Source organism: Comamonas testosteroni (assembly GCF_000761245.1).
In the GTDB taxonomy this organism is placed as follows: domain Bacteria; phylum Pseudomonadota; class Gammaproteobacteria; order Burkholderiales; family Burkholderiaceae_C; genus Comamonas; species Comamonas testosteroni_C.
Genome location: NZ_AWOR01000068.1, coordinates 166,891 through 183,290, shown reverse-complemented (window position 1 = coordinate 183,290; position 16,400 = coordinate 166,891). Strand labels below are relative to the sequence as shown.

Below are 16,400 nucleotides of genomic sequence, written 5' to 3'. Positions count from 1 at the left end.
CTGCCGCCATGAGTCCCATGCACACCATCGACAAACTGGATAAGGCGATTTTGCGCCGATTGCAGGCCAATGGCCGAGAAACTTATGACGTCATCGGGGAGCAGGTTGGCCTGTCGCCCAGTGCCGTGCTGCGCCGTGTCAAGCGTCTGGAGGAAAACGGTGTCATCGACCGCTATGTGGCTCTGGTGCAGCCCGAGACTGTGGGCCTGGGGCTGACTGCCTATATCAATGTGCGTCTGGAAAAATACACCGAAACCAGCAAGCGCAACCCCATGGATGTGTTCCGCGCCAGCGTGCAGACCTGGCCCGAGGTGGTGGAGTGCGTCTCCCTCACAGGCGAGATGGACTATCTGCTGCGGGTGGTGGTGGCAGACATGCAGCATTACAGTCGATTCATCATGGATACCCTGCTCAAACACCCCAGCGTGCAGGATTGCAAAACCAGCTTTGTCATGGACCGGGTCAAGGTCACGACGGCCGTGCCGCTGTAGACCTTCAGGGGAGTCCTTCATACGGACCATGACCTAGCCGGAAGCAGGGGCTAAGGTGTTGAATTAGCGGAAAATCCTTACAGAATTGTTGCAATGCAACATGCGGCTTGTGAAACCTCGGGTTTTTACCTATATTTCAAGCTATGAACCTCCCCAAAGACTGGTTGAAATCGCCCTGGCAGGCCGGCTCCGGCTGGCTGCGAGACATGGGCAAGTCCCATGGCGCCGAGCGTCGCTCGCCGTCCTTGGTTCCCATCCGTTCGCTAAGTCCGCGCCATCGCGACCGCATCATCAAGCATCTGCTCAAGCTGGATGCGCGGGACCGCTATCTGCGCTTTGGCTATGCGGCCAACGACGAGCAGGTGCGCCGCTATGTCGAGCAGCTCGATTTCGATCGCGACGATATCTTCGGCATCTTCAACCGCCGCCTGGAATTGATCTCCATGGCGCATCTGGCCTTTGCCGGCCATCCCGAACATGAGAAATGCGCGGAATTCGGCGTCTCCGTGCTCAAGAGTGCACGCGGCAAGGGGCTGGGTGCACGTCTGTTTGCGCGTGCAGTGCTGCACGCGCGCAGCAAGAACGTGAGCATGATGTTCATCCATGCGCTGTCCGAGAACACGGCCATGCTCAAGATTGCGCGCAATGCGGGCGCCACCGTCAAGCGAGACGGCTCGGAATCCGAAGCCTATCTGGAGCTGCCGCCTGCCGACTTCGAGACCCATGTCAGCGACCTGGTGACCGAGCATCTGGGCGAGATGGACTATCAGCTCAAGAAGCAGGCCGTCAATTTCTGGACTTTCCTGGCCGGTGTGCAGGAAGTGCGCAAGGGTGTGCAGGAAGGCCGCCATAAATCAGGCGAGTAAGTCGGTTTGTGAAGCTGGAGAGCCCGCAGCCCAATAAAGACAAGCACAAGCAGCTATCAAAATGGCTTTGACTAAGCGCGCTCTGTGACAGCCGCTCATGGCTTTTGTGAGCTAGCAAGCCGTCTGTCAACACAATCCGTTATTCTTGGGGACTTGTTTGACTACCGCACGTCCTGCACTCCAAGACAGTGTCTGACCCCCATCCTGCGCGCCTTCCCGAGAAGGAAGACAAGCGAAGCTTCCTGCAAAAGGTGGCTGAGTTCATCCATCCGGCACCGGAATCTGCCGATGAACTGATCGAAACCCTGGCCGAAGCCGAAGACAACCAGGTCATCGGCACTGAGTCCCGCGTCATGCTGGAGCGCGTGATCCGCATGGCCGACATGAGCGCCGGGGAAGTCATGGTGGCTGCGCCACGCATGGATCTCATCAATATCGACGCTCCGTACGAAGAAATCCTGCACCAGGTCCTCACCACGGCGCATTCGCGCTTTCCGGTCTACCAGGGCGAACGCGAGAACATCATTGGCATTCTCATGGCCAAGGACTTGCTCAAGCTGCAGCGCTCTCCCACCCTGAATATCCGCGCTCTGGTGCGCCCGGCGGTCTTTGTGCCCGAGAGCAAGGGCCTCAACGATCTGCTGCGCGAGTTCCGTGCCAATCGCAACCATCTGGCAGTGGTCATCGACGAGTTTGGCCGTGTAGCCGGCCTGGTGACGATTGAGGATGTGCTGGAAGAGATCGTCGGCGAGATCGAGGATGAGTTCGACATCCCCGAGGACGAGGGCGATATCTTTGCCCTGGCCGACAACAGCTATCGCGTCGCGGGCGATGCCAGCATCGAGCATGTGAGCGAGGAGTTCGAGACCTCGCTGCATGCCAGCGACCCCGATGCCGAGTTCGACACGATTGGTGGATTGATCGCCCACGAGATCGGTCATATGCCCAAGCGCGGCGAGCAGATTCACCTGGGCGGGCTGGAGTTCACCGTGCTTCACACCAAGGGCGGCGCGGTGCGCTGGTTCAAGGTGGTGCGCGATCCTTCGCCGGACAGCCTTGTTCGCAACTGATCGCGATTGGCGCAAATCCGGGTCAGGCCTGGTGTGATGTCGGTGGAAATACCGGTCGCGCCTCTTGGTTTGCGCAAGGCCTGCCGATACCTCGTATGCTTGAATTCACCCAACCACCCGGTTGGGTGTTTTGTTGGTACCCGTTGATTTCTATGACCACCACTGCCTCTTCCGTTCAGACCGTTGCTGTCAGGCCCCAAGGCTGGATGCGCTGGCTTTTGCTGGTGATTGCCGGCAGTCTGCAAGCGCTTTCCCTGGCCTGGCCATGGGCTCGTGGCCAGGGCGACGGCTGGTTGAGCCTGGCCGGTGGCTATGGTCGTCCGCTGTGGTGGCTGCAGATTCTGTCGCTGGCGGTGCTGGTTCATGCGCTGCTGGCTGCCCGCTGCGCCGCTCAGGCGGCAGGCCGGGCCTGGTTGTTTGGCACGGCATGGCTTGTGGCCACCTTCTGGTGGCTGTTTATCTCCATGCACACCTATGGCGGGTTGGCGGCGCCGCTGGCCGTAGCTGCCGTGCTGGCGCTGGCGGGCTTTCTGGGGGGCTATTACGCCGCGGCTGCATGGTGCTTCAAGCGTTTGGCAAAGACGCCGGATGCATTGTCAGCGATGGTCTTTGCTGCACTATGGACGCTGGCCGAGCTGGCGCGCGGCTGGTTGTGGACCGGTTTTCCCTGGGGCGCCGGCGGCTATGCCCATGTGGAAGGCCCGCTGGCCGTGCTGCCGCGCTGGATTGGCGTCTACGGCACGGGGTTTGTGGCGGCCTGGGCGGCGGCCTGGATGGCGCTGCTGGTCTGGCGCATGCAGACCAGGTCGGCGGTGCTGAAATTCAAGCCGGCCCTTGCATCTGCGGTGGCCCTGGGTCTGGTCTGGGGCGGGTTGTGGTGGTCGCGTGATGCCGCCATTGAAGCTCCTGGTCAGCAGCCCGGCATGAGCGTGGAGCTGCTGCAGGGCAATATTCCTCAGGATGAAAAGTTTGAACTGGGATCGGGCGTGGTGGTGGCGCTGCGCTGGTATGCCCAGCAGCTGCATGACGCAAGGGCCCAGCTGGTAGTGGCGCCCGAGACCGCGATTCCGCTGCTGCCTCAGCAGCTTCCCGAGGGCTATCTGGACTTTGTGCGCGCACCTTTTGTCGCCAAGGACTCCAGCCGTGCGGCGCTGGTGGGGCTTCCGCTGGGCAACTGGGATCAGGGCTTTACCAATACGGTCGAAGGCTGGCTGCCGGGGCAGACCCAGGCCTATCAGTACGACAAGCACCATCTGGTGCCGTTTGGTGAATTCATTCCGCCCATGTTCCGCTGGTTCACCGAACTCATGAATATTCCGCTGGGCGACTTCAATCGCGGCGCACTGGGTCAGCCTTCCATGAGCTGGGCAGGCGAGCGCCTGTCGCCCAATATCTGTTACGAGGACTTGTTTGGCGAAGAGCTTGCGGCCCATTTCGGCAATGCGGCGACGGCACCCACGGTGCTCGTCAATCTGAGCAATATCGGCTGGTTTGGCGACTCCGTGGCCATCGATCAGCATCTGTCCATCAGCCGCATGCGCGCGCTGGAGTTCGAGCGCCCCATGTTGCGCGCAACGAACACAGGAGCCACAGTGATGATTGATCACAGGGGACAAGTGGTGAAAGCACTGGCGCCTTTCGAGCGCGCGGTGTTGCAGGGCCGGGTTCAGGGACGCGACGGGCTGACGCCTTATGCGCGCTGGGTGCATGCTTTGGGTCTGTTGCCCCTGACGCTGTTGTGCCTGGCGGTGTGCGCCCTGGCCAGTATCACCTTGAGAAAGACCGAGGAAGGCGTAGTGTCCCGCACGGAATAAGCCACATCGGCATCAGCGGCTGTGGCATTTGTGGCAGAGTCTTGGGCCTGAAAACGGGTATTGTGTCCCGGGTAGGTCTGCGAGCCTTGATAATCCCCGGTTGTACCGCCCGCAGTGGGCGCGGGTCCCGTCACCCAAAATACACAGTAACAGGTAGCTTGCACAGGCTGCCGCGGAGCAATTGAGAGAATGGCTGAATCTTTTTCCTACGAACAACTGATCGCGTCCGGCGAAGGCAAGCTGTTTGGTGCCGATAGCGGACGTCTGCCCCTGCCTCCCATGTTGATGTTCGATCGCATCACACATATCTCCGAGGACGGCGGTGCCCACGGTCTGGGCAAGATTGTTGCGGAACTGGACGTCAAGCCCGACCTGTGGTTCTTTGATTGCCACTTCCGTGGCGACCCCGTCATGCCCGGTTGCCTGGGCCTGGACGCCATGTGGCAGCTGATCGGCTTTTACCTGACCTGGCTGCGCTTGCCGGGTCGCGGTCGCGCCCTGGGGGCCGGTGAAGTCAAGTTCACGGGTGAAGTAGGTCCCGATGTCAAACTCGTGACATATGAAATTGATATCAAGCGAGTGATCAAGCGCAAGCTGAACATGGCCATCGGCGACGCACGCCTGCTGGCCGACGGTAAGGAAATTTACGTGGCCAATGACCTGCGCGTGGGTCTGTTCCTGCGTGAAGGTGATGCCAAGGGAACGGCAGCATGAGCAAGAAGCGGGTAGTGATCACCGGCGCGGGCATTGTCTCGTGCATCGGCAATGACCTGGCAACGGTGGAGGCCTCGCTGCGCGAGGGCAAAAGCGGAATCAAGGCCATGCCCCAGTTCACGGAGCTGGGCATGCGCTCGCAGGTGGCAGGTATTCCCGAGATCGATGTCGAGGCGCGCATCGACCGCAAGCAGTTGCGCTTCATGGGTGATGCTGCGGCTTATTCGCAGATCGCCCTCGAAGACGCGATCAAGCAAGCCGGTCTCACGCCCGAACAGGTGAGCAACCCGCGCACCGGTCTGATCATGGGCTCGGGCGGCGGCTCGCCGGCCAATCAGATCGAGGCAGCCGATACGCTGCGTGAAAAAGGCATCCGCCGCGTTGGCCCTTACCAGGTCACACGCTGCATGAGCTCCACGGTGTCGGCTTGCCTGGCAACCAACTTCAAGGTCAAGGGCATCAACTACTCCATCACCTCGGCATGCTCCACCTCGGCCCACTGTATCGGTGCTGCGGCTCAGCAGATCGCCTGGGGCATGCAGGATGTGATGTTTGCCGGCGGCGGCGAAGAGCTGTCCTGGGGCATGTCGCTGCTGTTCGACGGCATGGGTGCCATGTCCAGCAAGTACAACGAGACGCCAGAGAAGGCCTCGCGTGCCTACGACGCCAACCGCGACGGCTTTGTGATCGCCGGCGGTGGTGGTGCCGTGGTGCTGGAAAGCCTGGATCATGCGCTGGCGCGCGGCGCCAACATCCTGGCCGAAGTGGTGGGCTTTGGCGCCACCAGCGACGGTGAGGACATGGTCGCCCCTTCGGGCGACGGCGCCATCGCCTGCATGAAGCAGGCCATGGAAACCGTGGATGCGCCCATCGACTACATCAACACCCACGGCACATCGACCCCCGTGGGCGATATGCAGGAAGTTCGTGCCATGCGCGAGCTGTTCGGCGACCAGGTGCCCGCATTCTCGTCCACTAAGTCGCTGACCGGCCACTCGCTGGGCGCGACCGGTGTGCAGGAGGCGATTTACTGCCTGATCATGCTGAACAAGGGCTTTATCGCAGGGTCCGTGAACGTGGACACACCCGATCCGCTGCTGGGCGATATGCCTCTGGTCACCCAGACCCGCGATGCCGAACTCAAGACCGTGCTGTCCAACAGCTTTGGCTTTGGCGGCACCAATGCCTCCCTGGTGCTCAAGCGCTGGGAAGGGCAGTAAGCGCCGGAGTCCTGGATCGCGAGCCCGCTTGGCCTTGAGGTAAGCGGGCTTTTTTCTGTCATCGACTACCGTCTCCCCCATGAAGATCGCAATTCTTGACCGTGATGGCACCCTGAACCAGTGGGGAGCTCAAGGTTTCATTGGCCGGCCCGATGAATGGGTAGCAGTTCCCAGCGCGCTGGAGGCAGTTTCACGCCTGAACCGTGCCGGCTGGCATGTGGTGGTCGCCACCAATCAGCCTGGGCTGGGTCGCGGGCTGTTCGATGTGATCGAGCTCAACGCAGTGCACGCCAAGATGCACCGGGAAATGGCAGCCGTCGGCGCGCGGGTGGAGGCAGTGTTTTTTTGTCCGCACGCTCCTGATGAAGACTGCCAGTGCCGCAAACCAGGCGTAGCGCTGTTCGAGCAGATTGCCGATCGCTACGGTGCGGAAGGCCATGAAATCTGGGCCATTGGCAGCGGTGTCGAGCATTTGCAGGCGGGCAAGGCTCTGGGCGCTCATCTGGTGTTCGTGGAGTCCACCGCCAGGCCCGAGTGCAGCAGTGATGCCGTCCTGCCTGAAGGCAGCGAGCGCTATCCAGATCTGGCGGCCGTGGTGAATATGCTGTTGCCGCTGGGCGGGGATGAGGATGCTCAATCCCTGGATTCGGCGCCTGCCCCGCATTGAGCTCGGGTTTCAGGTCAAAATAGACTCAACTGCTTGAAAGAGTAGCGCAAGCTGCTATGTTTCTTGTTGATAACTGTGCCAAATCAATGGGCCAGGCTTCAGGTCTGTGCTCACGTCATTCGATTGCTGTCATGCCCCTGATTCGCTCCGTCCTCCACATGTTGTGGATGGCTATTACCGTCATTCCCTACACTTTCGCGGTGCTGCTGGCCAAGTGGACCAGCGGTTCGTCGACCAAGGCATACCGCGCTGCCCGCGCCTGGCTCAAGCTCTCGGTGGACAGCGCCCGCGTGATCATGGGGGTCCGGTATCAGGTGCAGGGCATGGAGAACCTGCCTGCGGACCCGAATCAGGGGGTGGTGCTGCTGGTCAAGCACCAGTCCACCTACGAGACCTTTCTCATGCCTGCCATCATGCCGCGCCCGCTGGCCTATGTGTTCAAGAAGGAGCTGCTGAAGGTGCCATTCTTCGGTTGGTCCATCGGTGCACTGGACATGATCCACATCGACCGAGCCCAGCGCTCGCGCGCCTTTCACAAGGTGGTGGAGCAAGGCAAGCGCCTGCTCGATCAAGGCATCTGGGTCATCATGTTTCCCGAGGGTACACGTGTGAATCGCGGAGAAGTGGGCGAGTACAAGACCGGCGCCACCCGTCTGGCCATCATGACGGGTGCGCCCGTGGTACCCATCGCTGTTACCTCGGCCAAGTGCTGGCCGCGCAAGGCCTTCATCAAAAAGCCCGGTGTGGTGGAGGTTTCCATAGGAAAGCCCATTTCTTCGGTCGGCCGCAAGCATGACGAGCTGATGGTCGAGGTCGAGGCCTGGATCGAGTCCGAAATGCAGCGCCTGGACCCCGAGGCCTACCGCAAATAAGGCAAAACTGCCCATGTCCACAGGCGATAGCTTGCAGCAAGCTTGGCAATGGCTGGTGCCGCCTGCGGTGGGGGATGGGCAGGGTGGGTTAGTGCCGCGCAAGCGCCGGCGCAGTGGCCCTGAAGCGATTGAACGGCGTTTGGATCAATCCGAGCTGGAATTTGAGAATAGTCAGCCTGTAGCGCCCGTCAGTATTTCGGTGGGTGCTATTGATTCTGAAGAGGATGAGCTGCCTGCAGAGCCCGCACTTCTGGTACATCCGGAAGCCAGCCACAGCGCCCGCTTGCAAGGGTGTGAGGTGGCTTATCTGCTGCGCCGTTCGGCGCGCCGCAGCATCGGCTTCAGCGTAGGGCAGCAAGGGCTTGAAGTCACCGCTCCGCAATGGGTGGCCATGCGCGAGATCGAATCAGCGTTGCAGACCAAGGCCGGCTGGATTGTGCGCAAGCTGCAGGAAGCCGGACAGCGACAGCAGATCAAGCAGGAGGCGCGCATTCTCTGGCAGGATGGAGGCGTGCTTGACTACCTGGGGCAGCCCATGAATTTGCGGCTGACCGGGGATGCGCCACAACTGCTGCGTACCCGCCAGACGCATAGAGAGCAGGGGATCGATGGCTCGCAAAGCCTGCACCTTCCCCTGCCGCCGCAGGCACCGGCAGCTCAGGTGCGCGCAACCGTTCAGGCCTGGATCCTGCGGGAGGCGCGCAGCTATTTCACGGCCCGCATGCTGCACTTTGCCGCACTCATGGGCGTGCGCTGGAATGCGCTGCGCCTGACAAGTGCCAGCACGCGCTGGGGCAGTGCCAACAGCAGCGGGATTATTCGTCTGAACTGGCGGTTGATGCAGCACAGCCCGCAAATCATCGACTATGTGGTGGTGCATGAGCTCGCCCATCTGCATCATATGGATCACAGCCCGCAGTTCTGGGCTGTGGTGGCTCAGGTGCTGCCCGACTGGAAGCACTTGCGCAGAGCCTTGAGAGACAGGCCTCTGCCGGTTTGGGAATAGCGGCAATGACCGAGACGAGGAATGAAATGAGCAATACAACCCAAATCCAACCCGCTGCCGGCTATGCCGGCGATGTGCCGGCGGAACTGGCCTGGCAATGGCTGCAGGCTGGCGAGGCCGTTCTGGTCGATGTGCGCACCGATGCCGAGCGCGAGTGGGTGGGCAAGGTGCCAGGCGCTGTTGCCGTGGCCTGGAAGCAGTGGCCCGGCATGGCCGTCAACCAGAACTTTGACGCCGAACTGCGAGCAGCAGTACCCGAGGGCAAGAAAGTGGTGCTTCTGTGCCGCAGCGGAGTGCGTTCCGTTGCGGCCGCCCAGCGTGCTGCGGGCCTGGGAGTCGAGGCCTACAACATTCTTGAAGGTTTTGAGGGCGACGTTGACGCCAACGGCCAACGAGGCCAGTTGGGTGGCTGGCGCAAGCGCGGCCTGCCCTGGCATCAGTAATGCGCAGGGCTTGATCGGTAGCTTCTAGATCGAGCGATAGCCGTTGGGGTTGCGGCTTTGCCAGCGCCATGTGTCGGCGCACATGGTGTCCAGATCATGCTCGGCTTGCCAGCCAAGGGTTTTCAGGGCGTGATCAGGGTTGGCGTAATAGCTTGGCAGATCGCCGGGGCGTCGCTCGGTAATGGCGTATGGAATGGCCTTGCCGCAGGCCTTCTCGAAGGCGTGCAGAACGTCGAGCACGCTAAAGCCCTTGCCGGTGCCCAAGTTGAAGGTCATGACACCAGACGCAAGCTTTTCCAGGGCCTTGACATGTCCGCTGGCGAGATCCACGACGTGAAGATAGTCGCGCACTCCCGTGCCATCCGGTGTGTTGTAGTCGCCGCCAAAAATCTGCAGCTTGTCGCGCCTTCCCACTGCAACCTGTGCGATGTAGGGTAGAAGGTTATTGGGAATATCTGCCGGGTCTTCGCCAATCAGGCCGCTGGGATGTGCTCCGATGGGGTTGAAATAGCGCAGAACGGCCATGCTCCATTTGGAGTCCGAGTGCGCCAGGTCGGCGAGGATTTCTTCTGCCATGAGCTTGGTCCGCCCATAGGGATTCATCGCCGCCGTGGGGTGTTTTTCGTCATAGGGCAGGTATTGGGGCGTCCCGTAGACGGTGGCGGACGAGCTGAAGACAAGCTTGTGTATCGCCAGACTTTGCATCGCCCGCAGTAAAACAAGGGTTCCGTTGACATTGTTGTCGTAGTAGTCAACTGGCTGTGCGGATGACTCGCCCACGGCCTTCTTGCCAGCCAAATGCACGACGCTGTCAATGCCATGCTCCCGCAATGCCTGCTCAAGTGCAGCTTGATCGCGTACATCGCCATTGATCACGGCAATGGTGCGTCCAGTGATTTGCTCCACGCGGCGGATGGCTTCAGGATGGCTGTTGCTGAAGTTGTCGAAAATCACGACTTCATGGCCTTTGCCTAGCAGTTCAATGGCGGTATGGCTGCCGATATAGCCGGCGCCGCCTGTGAGCAGAGTTTTCATAAGCTGCAGTCTAGCTTTGTCACGAATAAAAAAAGCGCTCTTCCGAGCGCTTTTATGCCTGACCGTATATGCAGGGCCGTATTTACAGCGCCGGGATGCGCAGCTTCTGGCCGGGATAGATCCTGTCCGGGTTGCTGAGCATGGGCTTGTTGGCTTCAAAAATCACGTTGTACTTGTTGGCGTCGCCATAGTACTTCTTGGAGATGGCCGACAGGGTGTCACCGCGCACCACATCGTGGTACTGGGCTTCTGGCTCGGGGTTGGTGACCGTCATCAGGTTGTCCACGGACTGGACATTGGCCACATTGCCGCAGCACAGCGTCACTTTTTCCTTGATGGCCTGAGTGGGGGCGGTCCCGTTGACCGTCACCTTGCCTTGAGAGCCATCGAACTGAACCTGCAGGTCGGATACGCCAAGATTCTGAGTGTTGACATAGCTGGCGATCGCTTGAGCCGCCTTGGCATTCAAGTCTTCGGCCGGTGCAGCAGCATGTGCGTCACTGCCGCCAAACAGTTTTTCTCCGGCTTCCTTGATGAAACTGAACAGACCCATGGTTTCGACTCCTCAAAATTAGTGGAAGAAGGCGGTTCACTTTAACGGGAAATCGAAATGAATCCTTGCAGGATATGGACTGAGCGCTTTCTTTGACAATTTCCTGCCCGCTTGTAATGAATGTGACAAACGGCTGTCTGACGAAGAGAAAAGTGCTGATAATCCGCCGCATGACATTTTTGGCCATAGACATTGGCAACACCCGTTTGAAGTGGGCCATGTATGAAGATCATCGCCCGGGTGCTGCCTTGCTGGCCCATGGAGCGGAGTTCCTGGAGCATATTGAGCGCTTGGCAGATGGTGCCTGGGCAGGCTTGCCGGCTCCTGAGCGCATGCTGGGCTGCGTGGTTGCCGGTGAGACGGCAAGGCGCAGGGTGCACGAGCAGATCGAACTCATGCTGGGATGGAATCTCGAGCCTCAATGGGTAGTTCCGTCTATTGCAGAAGCCGGCGTGACCAATGGCTATGACCATCCTTCCAGGCTGGGGGCGGACCGATGGGTGGCCATGATTGGTGCACGTCACCACATGTTGCAATTGGGCGAGGCCCGGCCTTTGATCACGGTTATGGTGGGCACCGCAGTGACGGTCGACGCCATGGATGCGCAAGGCCGATTTCTGGGCGGCCTGATCATTCCCGGGCATGGCATCATGCTCAGGGCCCTGGAAGGCGGCACTGCGGGTCTGCACGTGCCGACCGGTGAAGTCAGGTGCTTTCCCAAGAACACCAGCGATGCGCTGACCAGCGGCGGAACCTATGCCATTGCGGGTGCGGTGGAGCGCATGTACCAGCACCTGGCCGAACACTGCGGCGCAGAGCCGATGTGCATCATGGCGGGCGGCGCCGGCTGGAAAATGTCTCCGAGCATGACCAGGCCTTTTGAGCTGATCAACAACCTGATTTTTGATGGCCTGCTGGTGATGGCTGAAAAGCGTTGGGGCTGAGTGCACAGGCTTGATGGCCATGGGTTGGGTCTTATCGCTATCACTGAAATTTAGAGGCATCTCTCTATGATTTTTGTAACCGGCGGTGCAGGCTTTATCGGCGCCAACTTTGTTCTCGACTGGCTGGCATATGTGAACGAGCCTGTGGTCAATATCGACAAACTGACCTATGCAGGCAATCTGGAGAATCTGGCCAGCTTGAAGGGCGATGCCCGCCATGTTTTCGTGCAGGCCGATATCGGCGACAATGCACAACTGGCGCAATTGCTGGCGCAGCACCAGCCTCGCGCCGTGGTGAACTTGGCGGCCGAGTCGCATGTGGACCGCTCCATTCATGGTCCCGAGGATTTCATACAGACCAATGTGGTGGGCACTTTCCGCCTGCTGGAGGCAGTGCGTGCCTATTGGAATGGTCTGGAGGACGAGGCCAAGTCCGGCTTCCGTTTTCTGCATGTCTCCACCGACGAGGTCTATGGCACGCTGGCGCCCACGGACCCTGCGTTTACCGAAGAGCACAATTACGAGCCCAACAGCCCGTACTCGGCCAGCAAGGCTGCTTCGGACCATCTGGTGCGTGCCTGGCATCACACCTACGGCCTGCCGGTGCTGACGACCAACTGCAGCAACAATTACGGCCCGCTGCATTTCCCGGAAAAGCTCATCCCGCTGGTCATTGTCAATGCGCTGGCAGGCAAGCCGCTGCCCATCTACGGCGACGGCATGCAGGTGCGTGACTGGCTGTATGTGCGCGACCATTGCAGCGCCATCCGCCGTGTGCTGGAGGCCGGCCAACTGGGCGAGACCTATAACGTGGGCGGCTGGAACGAGAAGGCCAATATCGACATCGTCAAGACCGTGTGCAGCTTGCTCGACGAGCTGCGCCCGCGCGCCGATGGCAAGGCCTATGCCGAGCAGATCACCTATGTGATCGACCGTCCCGGCCATGATCGCCGCTATGCGATCGATGCGCGCAAGCTCGAGCGTGAGCTGGGCTGGAAGCCGGCCGAGACCTTCGAGACAGGCATTCGCAAGACCGTGCAGTGGTATCTGGCCAACCCCGAGTGGGTGGCCAATGTGCAATCGGGCGCATACCGCGACTGGGTGCAAAAGCAGTACACCGCAGAGGCTTCGGCATGAAGCTGCTCTTGCTGGGCAAGAACGGTCAGGTCGGCTGGGAGCTGCAGCGAAGCCTCGCCCCTTTGGGCGAGGTGATTGCGCTGGATCGCCAGAGCGTGAATGTGGATGGAAATGGTCTGTGCGGTGATATCGGCGATCTGCAGACGCTGGCGCAGACCATTCGCAGCGTGCGCCCAGATGTGATCGTCAATGCCGCAGCGCATACGGCAGTGGACAAGGCCGAGAGCGAGCCAGATCTGGCTTGGCACCTGAATGCCGAAGCCCCTGAAGTCATGGCGCAGGAGGCTAAAAGCCTGGGCGCCTTGCTGGTGCACTACAGCACCGACTATGTCTTCGACGGCTTTGGCAGTGCGGCGCGCAAGGAGGGCGATGCGACCGGGGCGCTATCGGTCTACGGTCGCACCAAGCTGGAGGGCGAGCAGCGAATTGCTGCCACGAATTGCCGCCACCTGATTTTTCGCACCAGCTGGGTCTATGCAGCACGTGGCGGCAACTTTGCCAAGACCATGTTGCGCCTGGCGCAGGAGCGTGAGGCGCTCAGCGTGATCAACGATCAATGGGGAGCACCGACCGGCGCCGATCTGATTGCCGATGTCACGGCCCATGCCGTGCGCCATGTGAGCGCTCATGAAGGCGATGGCGGTCTCTACCATCTGGTCGCGGCAGGAGAGACCAACTGGCATGCCTATGCCTGCCATGTGATCGAGCGCGCCCAAAGCCTGCGTCCGGATCTGGACTGGAAGGTGCAAAGCATTGCTGCCGTGTCGACCACGGCTTTCCCGACACCGGCGGCGCGGCCCTTGAACTCGCGCCTGGATACACAGAAGCTGCAAGCGGTCATGCAACTGCATTTGCCGGCATGGCAGCAAGGCGTGGAGCGCATGCTGCGCGAGATTCTGTAATCTTCCAATAATTCGCTTCAAGTGCTTATCCGTAAAGCGTTTGAAGCTATCCATTGATTCATCATGACGACACAGCGCAAAGGCATCATTCTGGCTGGCGGCTCCGGCACCCGTCTGCACCCCGCCACCCTGGCCATCAGCAAACAGCTGCTGCCGATCTACGACAAGCCCATGATCTACTACCCGCTGAGCACGCTGATGCTGGCGGGCATCCGGGACATCTTGATCATCAGCACGCCGCAGGATACGCCGCGCTTTCAGCAATTGTTGGGTGATGGGCTGCAATGGGGGCTTGAGCTTGAATATGCGGTGCAGCCTAGCCCTGATGGTTTGGCGCAGGCCTTTTTGATTGCCGAGTCTTTCCTGAGTGGGGCCTCTTGCGCGTTGGTGCTTGGAGACAATATTTTCCACGGCCATGATCTGCAGACCTTGGTCAAAGTTGCCAATCAGAGCCAGGATGGGGCGACGGTGTTTGCCTATCATGTGCAGGATCCCAGCCGCTACGGGGTGGTGGAATTTGACCAGCAGGGGCAGGTGCTCTCGATAGAGGAAAAACCGGTCGAGCCAAAATCCAATTACGCAGTGACGGGGCTGTATTTCTACGATTCGCAAGTGGTCGAGATTGCAAAGACTCTCAAGCCTTCTGGCAGAGGCGAGCTGGAAATCACAGACATCAATCGTATTTATCTCGAAAGAGGTCAGCTCAATGTGAAGCTGATGGGGCGAGGCTATGCCTGGCTCGACACTGGCACCCATGACAGTCTGCTGGAGGCAGGTCAATTCATTGCAACCCTTGAGCAGCGTCAGGGGTTGAAGGTTGCGTGCCCGGAAGAAATCGCATTTCGTGCTGGCTGGATTGACGCCACGCAGCTCGCCGAGCTGGCAAGGCCGTTGCTCAAGAACGGCTATGGACGGTATCTGATGCAATGTCTGGAGGCTGGAGCGCGATGAAGGTGGTTCCGACTGCGATCCCCGAGATCAAGCTGTTCAAACCCACGATTCATCGGGATGGGCGGGGACTTTTCGTGGAAAGCTTTCGCCAGGATCTCTTCAACCAGGCGACGGGCACGAACTACGAGTTCGTTCAGGACAACCACAGCCGCAGCAGCAAGGGCGTGCTGCGCGGGCTGCACTACCAACTGCCGCCCCATGCCCAGGGCAAGCTGGTGCGTGTGATTTCGGGTGCGGTGTTTGATGTGGCGGTGGATATTCGCCGCAGCTCGCCCACTTTTGGTCAATGGGTGGGAGCGGAGCTGAGTGCCGAGAATCACCACCAGCTCTGGATTCCGCCGGGCTTTGCCCATGGCTTCGTGGTGCTCAGTGACACAGCAGACCTTGTGTACAAGACCACGGCCTATTACGCGCCGGAGTCCGATCGGGGCCTGCTCTGGAGCGACCCTGACATAGCTATTGCATGGCCACAGCTCGATATCGCTTTTTCCTTGTCCGAAAAGGATCTGCATCAGCCTGCATTCAAGCAGGCCGAACTGTTCGATTAGTTCTTTCTTGATTCGGCCATCTGCAGAAATGGCTGAATCAGCTGCGCATCGCGCCGCTCTCGCAGGCAGTACAGGTATTCGGGAAGGCTGGGAACCTCGCCTTCCAGGTCTAGAACGACGAGGTCCGGGTGGGCCGATGCTTCGTGCCGCGCAAAAATGCTGATGCCCATCTGGCGTATCACGGCTTCGCGTATGGATTCGCGGCTGGCAATTTCCAGAATCCGGTGCGGGCTGACCTGAGCGGCTTCCAGCATCTGCTCGGTCATCTGCCGGGTCATGGAGCCGCGCTCGCGCAGGATCAGCGTGTTCTTTGCCAGATCCTTGATGGCTACGGACTTCTGCCCGGCCAGCGCATGCTGCCGGTTCACGACCAGGGCCAGCGGGTCGCGCCCCAGCTCCAGGCGCAGCAGGCGCGGGTCGGTGTCCAGGTGCGAAGAGGTGGCCAGGTCCACCTGATACTCGGCCAGCGCCTGAATCATCTGGCGCGAATTGCCGTTGACGATGCTCACCTCCACCAGCGCATAGTGCTGCTGATAGCGCCTGACGATGTCCAGCACATAGTAGGGCGCTGTTGCGCCTATGCGCAGCTGGCCCTGGTTGACATGGCCTGACTGGCGCAGCGCCGATTCGATCTGGGCCGACTGCAGCAGCAGCTTCTCTATTTCCGGCAGCAGCTTCAGGCCCGCATCGGTGATGGCCAGCCTTCCGCTCTGGCGCGTGAACAGCTCGACCTCATACAGCTCCTCCAAGGCCTTGATCTGCGCTGTGACCGTGGGCTGGCTCAGCCCCAGCTGGCGCGCTGCCTGCGTGATGCTGCCGAGGCGGGCGACCCAGAAAAAGGATTTGAGCTGTGTGGCAAACATGACAAGGTCTTCAAGAAAGCGGTACCCGGATTTCACCATGAACGCTGCGAGCAGCAATGTGGATGAGTTGCTTTGATTTCAATAGCTTCTTGCGCATATATGCGAAGGTTTGTAGATGATTTTTTATATAAATATGAGACGGGTAAAGCGCAATATGCTTTTGATTCAATAGCATCTCGATGGCGAACGCTGACGCGGCGCGCTGACTACAAAGTTTGCTGATGACATCCTTGGCAGATTTCAGTTCTATGACACCAGCGTTTCACAGTGAGTTTCTACAGTTCCCTCATGCCGCAAATGATCG

Annotated in this window: 18 protein-coding genes; 15 read left to right on the top strand and 3 right to left on the bottom strand. The window is 60.0% G+C overall.

The window, feature by feature from the left end; translation table 11 throughout:
* Nucleotides 1-8 precede the first annotated feature (8 nt).
* The 10 genes from P353_RS19785 (at nt 9) to P353_RS19740 (ending at nt 9,163) form a co-directional block, all read left to right on the top strand.
* Nucleotides 9-491, top strand: coding sequence for an Lrp/AsnC family transcriptional regulator (locus P353_RS19785; protein WP_003050977.1), 483 nt, complete (start codon nt 9-11; stop codon nt 489-491).
* Between the two features lie 143 nt (nt 492-634).
* A complete protein-coding gene (locus P353_RS19780; protein WP_034373419.1) occupies nt 635-1,357 on the top strand; it encodes a GNAT family N-acetyltransferase in 723 nt (240 codons plus the stop codon).
* Between the two features lie 188 nt (nt 1,358-1,545).
* Nucleotides 1,546-2,427, top strand: a complete 882-nt coding sequence (locus tag P353_RS19775; RefSeq protein WP_034373416.1) for an HlyC/CorC family transporter — start codon at nt 1,546-1,548, stop codon at nt 2,425-2,427.
* A 152-nt stretch (nt 2,428-2,579) separates the two neighbouring features.
* Nucleotides 2,580-4,241 (top strand): apolipoprotein N-acyltransferase, encoded by a 1,662-nt coding sequence (gene lnt / locus P353_RS19770; protein WP_034373413.1) that lies wholly within the window; start codon nt 2,580-2,582, stop codon nt 4,239-4,241.
* Nucleotides 4,242-4,430: 189 nt separating this feature from the next.
* The gene (gene fabA, locus P353_RS19765; protein WP_003073442.1) at nt 4,431-4,955 is read left to right on the top strand and encodes a bifunctional 3-hydroxydecanoyl-ACP dehydratase/trans-2-decenoyl-ACP isomerase; all 525 of its coding nucleotides are present in this window, start codon (nt 4,431-4,433) and stop codon (nt 4,953-4,955) included.
* Nucleotides 4,952-6,175: a beta-ketoacyl-ACP synthase I gene (gene fabB / locus P353_RS19760; RefSeq protein WP_034373410.1), complete on the top strand. Its 1,224-nt coding sequence runs from the start codon at nt 4,952-4,954 to the stop codon at nt 6,173-6,175. The genes fabA and fabB overlap by 4 nt, the downstream gene beginning before the upstream one ends.
* 79 nt (nt 6,176-6,254) lie before the next feature.
* Nucleotides 6,255-6,842 carry a D-glycero-alpha-D-manno-heptose-1,7-bisphosphate 7-phosphatase gene (locus P353_RS19755; protein WP_034373407.1) on the top strand — a complete coding sequence of 196 codons (588 nt, stop codon included), beginning with the start codon at nt 6,255-6,257 and terminating at the stop codon, nt 6,840-6,842.
* A 131-nt stretch (nt 6,843-6,973) separates the two neighbouring features.
* Nucleotides 6,974-7,714, top strand: coding sequence for a lysophospholipid acyltransferase family protein (locus P353_RS19750; RefSeq protein WP_034374132.1), 741 nt, complete (start codon nt 6,974-6,976; stop codon nt 7,712-7,714).
* Nucleotides 7,715-7,727: 13 nt separating this feature from the next.
* Nucleotides 7,728-8,720, top strand: a complete 993-nt coding sequence (locus P353_RS19745) for a M48 family metallopeptidase (RefSeq protein ID WP_034373404.1) — start codon at nt 7,728-7,730, stop codon at nt 8,718-8,720.
* 26 nt (nt 8,721-8,746) lie between these two features.
* The gene (locus P353_RS19740) at nt 8,747-9,163 is read left to right on the top strand and encodes a rhodanese-like domain-containing protein (protein ID WP_034374130.1); all 417 of its coding nucleotides are present in this window, start codon (nt 8,747-8,749) and stop codon (nt 9,161-9,163) included.
* A gap of 24 nt (nt 9,164-9,187) precedes the next feature.
* Here P353_RS19740 and galE read toward each other — a convergent pair whose 3' ends face one another.
* Nucleotides 9,188-10,198: a UDP-glucose 4-epimerase GalE gene (gene galE, locus P353_RS19735; protein WP_034373401.1), complete on the bottom strand. Its 1,011-nt coding sequence runs from the start codon at nt 10,196-10,198 to the stop codon at nt 9,188-9,190.
* 82 nt (nt 10,199-10,280) lie between these two features.
* Nucleotides 10,281-10,751 (bottom strand): peptidoglycan-binding protein LysM, encoded by a 471-nt coding sequence (lysM, locus tag P353_RS19730; RefSeq protein WP_034373399.1) that lies wholly within the window; start codon nt 10,749-10,751, stop codon nt 10,281-10,283.
* A 170-nt stretch (nt 10,752-10,921) separates the two neighbouring features.
* Between lysM and P353_RS19725 the strand changes: the two genes are divergently transcribed.
* The 5 genes from P353_RS19725 (at nt 10,922) to rfbC (ending at nt 15,233) form a co-directional block, all read left to right on the top strand.
* Nucleotides 10,922-11,695 (top strand): type III pantothenate kinase, encoded by a 774-nt coding sequence (locus P353_RS19725; RefSeq protein ID WP_034373396.1) that lies wholly within the window; start codon nt 10,922-10,924, stop codon nt 11,693-11,695.
* Between the two features lie 66 nt (nt 11,696-11,761).
* The gene (gene rfbB / locus P353_RS19720; protein ID WP_034373392.1) at nt 11,762-12,832 is read left to right on the top strand and encodes a dTDP-glucose 4,6-dehydratase; all 1,071 of its coding nucleotides are present in this window, start codon (nt 11,762-11,764) and stop codon (nt 12,830-12,832) included.
* A complete protein-coding gene (gene rfbD, locus P353_RS19715) occupies nt 12,829-13,734 on the top strand; it encodes a dTDP-4-dehydrorhamnose reductase (protein ID WP_034373390.1) in 906 nt (301 codons plus the stop codon). The genes rfbB and rfbD overlap by 4 nt, the downstream gene beginning before the upstream one ends.
* 63 nt (nt 13,735-13,797) lie before the next feature.
* Nucleotides 13,798-14,685, top strand: a complete 888-nt coding sequence (gene rfbA, locus P353_RS19710) for a glucose-1-phosphate thymidylyltransferase RfbA (RefSeq protein WP_034373387.1) — start codon at nt 13,798-13,800, stop codon at nt 14,683-14,685.
* Nucleotides 14,682-15,233, top strand: coding sequence for a dTDP-4-dehydrorhamnose 3,5-epimerase (rfbC, locus tag P353_RS19705; protein WP_034373384.1), 552 nt, complete (start codon nt 14,682-14,684; stop codon nt 15,231-15,233). The genes rfbA and rfbC overlap by 4 nt, the downstream gene beginning before the upstream one ends.
* Here rfbC and P353_RS19700 read toward each other — a convergent pair.
* Nucleotides 15,230-16,096 (bottom strand): LysR substrate-binding domain-containing protein, encoded by an 867-nt coding sequence (locus P353_RS19700; protein WP_034374127.1) that lies wholly within the window; start codon nt 16,094-16,096, stop codon nt 15,230-15,232. The two genes, rfbC and P353_RS19700, sit on opposite strands and share 4 nt — an antisense overlap.
* Between the last annotated feature and the right edge of the window lie 304 nt (nt 16,097-16,400).

Coding starts and splice junctions, on each gene's coding strand:
- P353_RS19785 (WP_003050977.1), top strand. CDS start 9: ATGAGTCCCATGCACACCATCGACAAACTGGATAAGGCGATTTTGCGC.
- P353_RS19780 (WP_034373419.1), top strand. CDS start 635: ATGAACCTCCCCAAAGACTGGTTGAAATCGCCCTGGCAGGCCGGCTCC.
- lnt (WP_034373413.1), top strand. CDS start 2,580: ATGACCACCACTGCCTCTTCCGTTCAGACCGTTGCTGTCAGGCCCCAA.
- fabA (WP_003073442.1), top strand. CDS start 4,431: ATGGCTGAATCTTTTTCCTACGAACAACTGATCGCGTCCGGCGAAGGC.
- fabB (WP_034373410.1), top strand. CDS start 4,952: ATGAGCAAGAAGCGGGTAGTGATCACCGGCGCGGGCATTGTCTCGTGC.
- P353_RS19755 (WP_034373407.1), top strand. CDS start 6,255: ATGAAGATCGCAATTCTTGACCGTGATGGCACCCTGAACCAGTGGGGA.
- P353_RS19750 (WP_034374132.1), top strand. CDS start 6,974: ATGCCCCTGATTCGCTCCGTCCTCCACATGTTGTGGATGGCTATTACC.
- P353_RS19745 (WP_034373404.1), top strand. CDS start 7,728: ATGTCCACAGGCGATAGCTTGCAGCAAGCTTGGCAATGGCTGGTGCCG.
- P353_RS19740 (WP_034374130.1), top strand. CDS start 8,747: ATGAGCAATACAACCCAAATCCAACCCGCTGCCGGCTATGCCGGCGAT.
- galE (WP_034373401.1), bottom strand. CDS start 10,198: ATGAAAACTCTGCTCACAGGCGGCGCCGGCTATATCGGCAGCCATACC.
- lysM (WP_034373399.1), bottom strand. CDS start 10,751: ATGGGTCTGTTCAGTTTCATCAAGGAAGCCGGAGAAAAACTGTTTGGC.
- P353_RS19725 (WP_034373396.1), top strand. CDS start 10,922: ATGACATTTTTGGCCATAGACATTGGCAACACCCGTTTGAAGTGGGCC.
- rfbB (WP_034373392.1), top strand. CDS start 11,762: ATGATTTTTGTAACCGGCGGTGCAGGCTTTATCGGCGCCAACTTTGTT.
- rfbD (WP_034373390.1), top strand. CDS start 12,829: ATGAAGCTGCTCTTGCTGGGCAAGAACGGTCAGGTCGGCTGGGAGCTG.
- rfbA (WP_034373387.1), top strand. CDS start 13,798: ATGACGACACAGCGCAAAGGCATCATTCTGGCTGGCGGCTCCGGCACC.
- rfbC (WP_034373384.1), top strand. CDS start 14,682: ATGAAGGTGGTTCCGACTGCGATCCCCGAGATCAAGCTGTTCAAACCC.
- P353_RS19700 (WP_034374127.1), bottom strand. CDS start 16,096: ATGTTTGCCACACAGCTCAAATCCTTTTTCTGGGTCGCCCGCCTCGGC.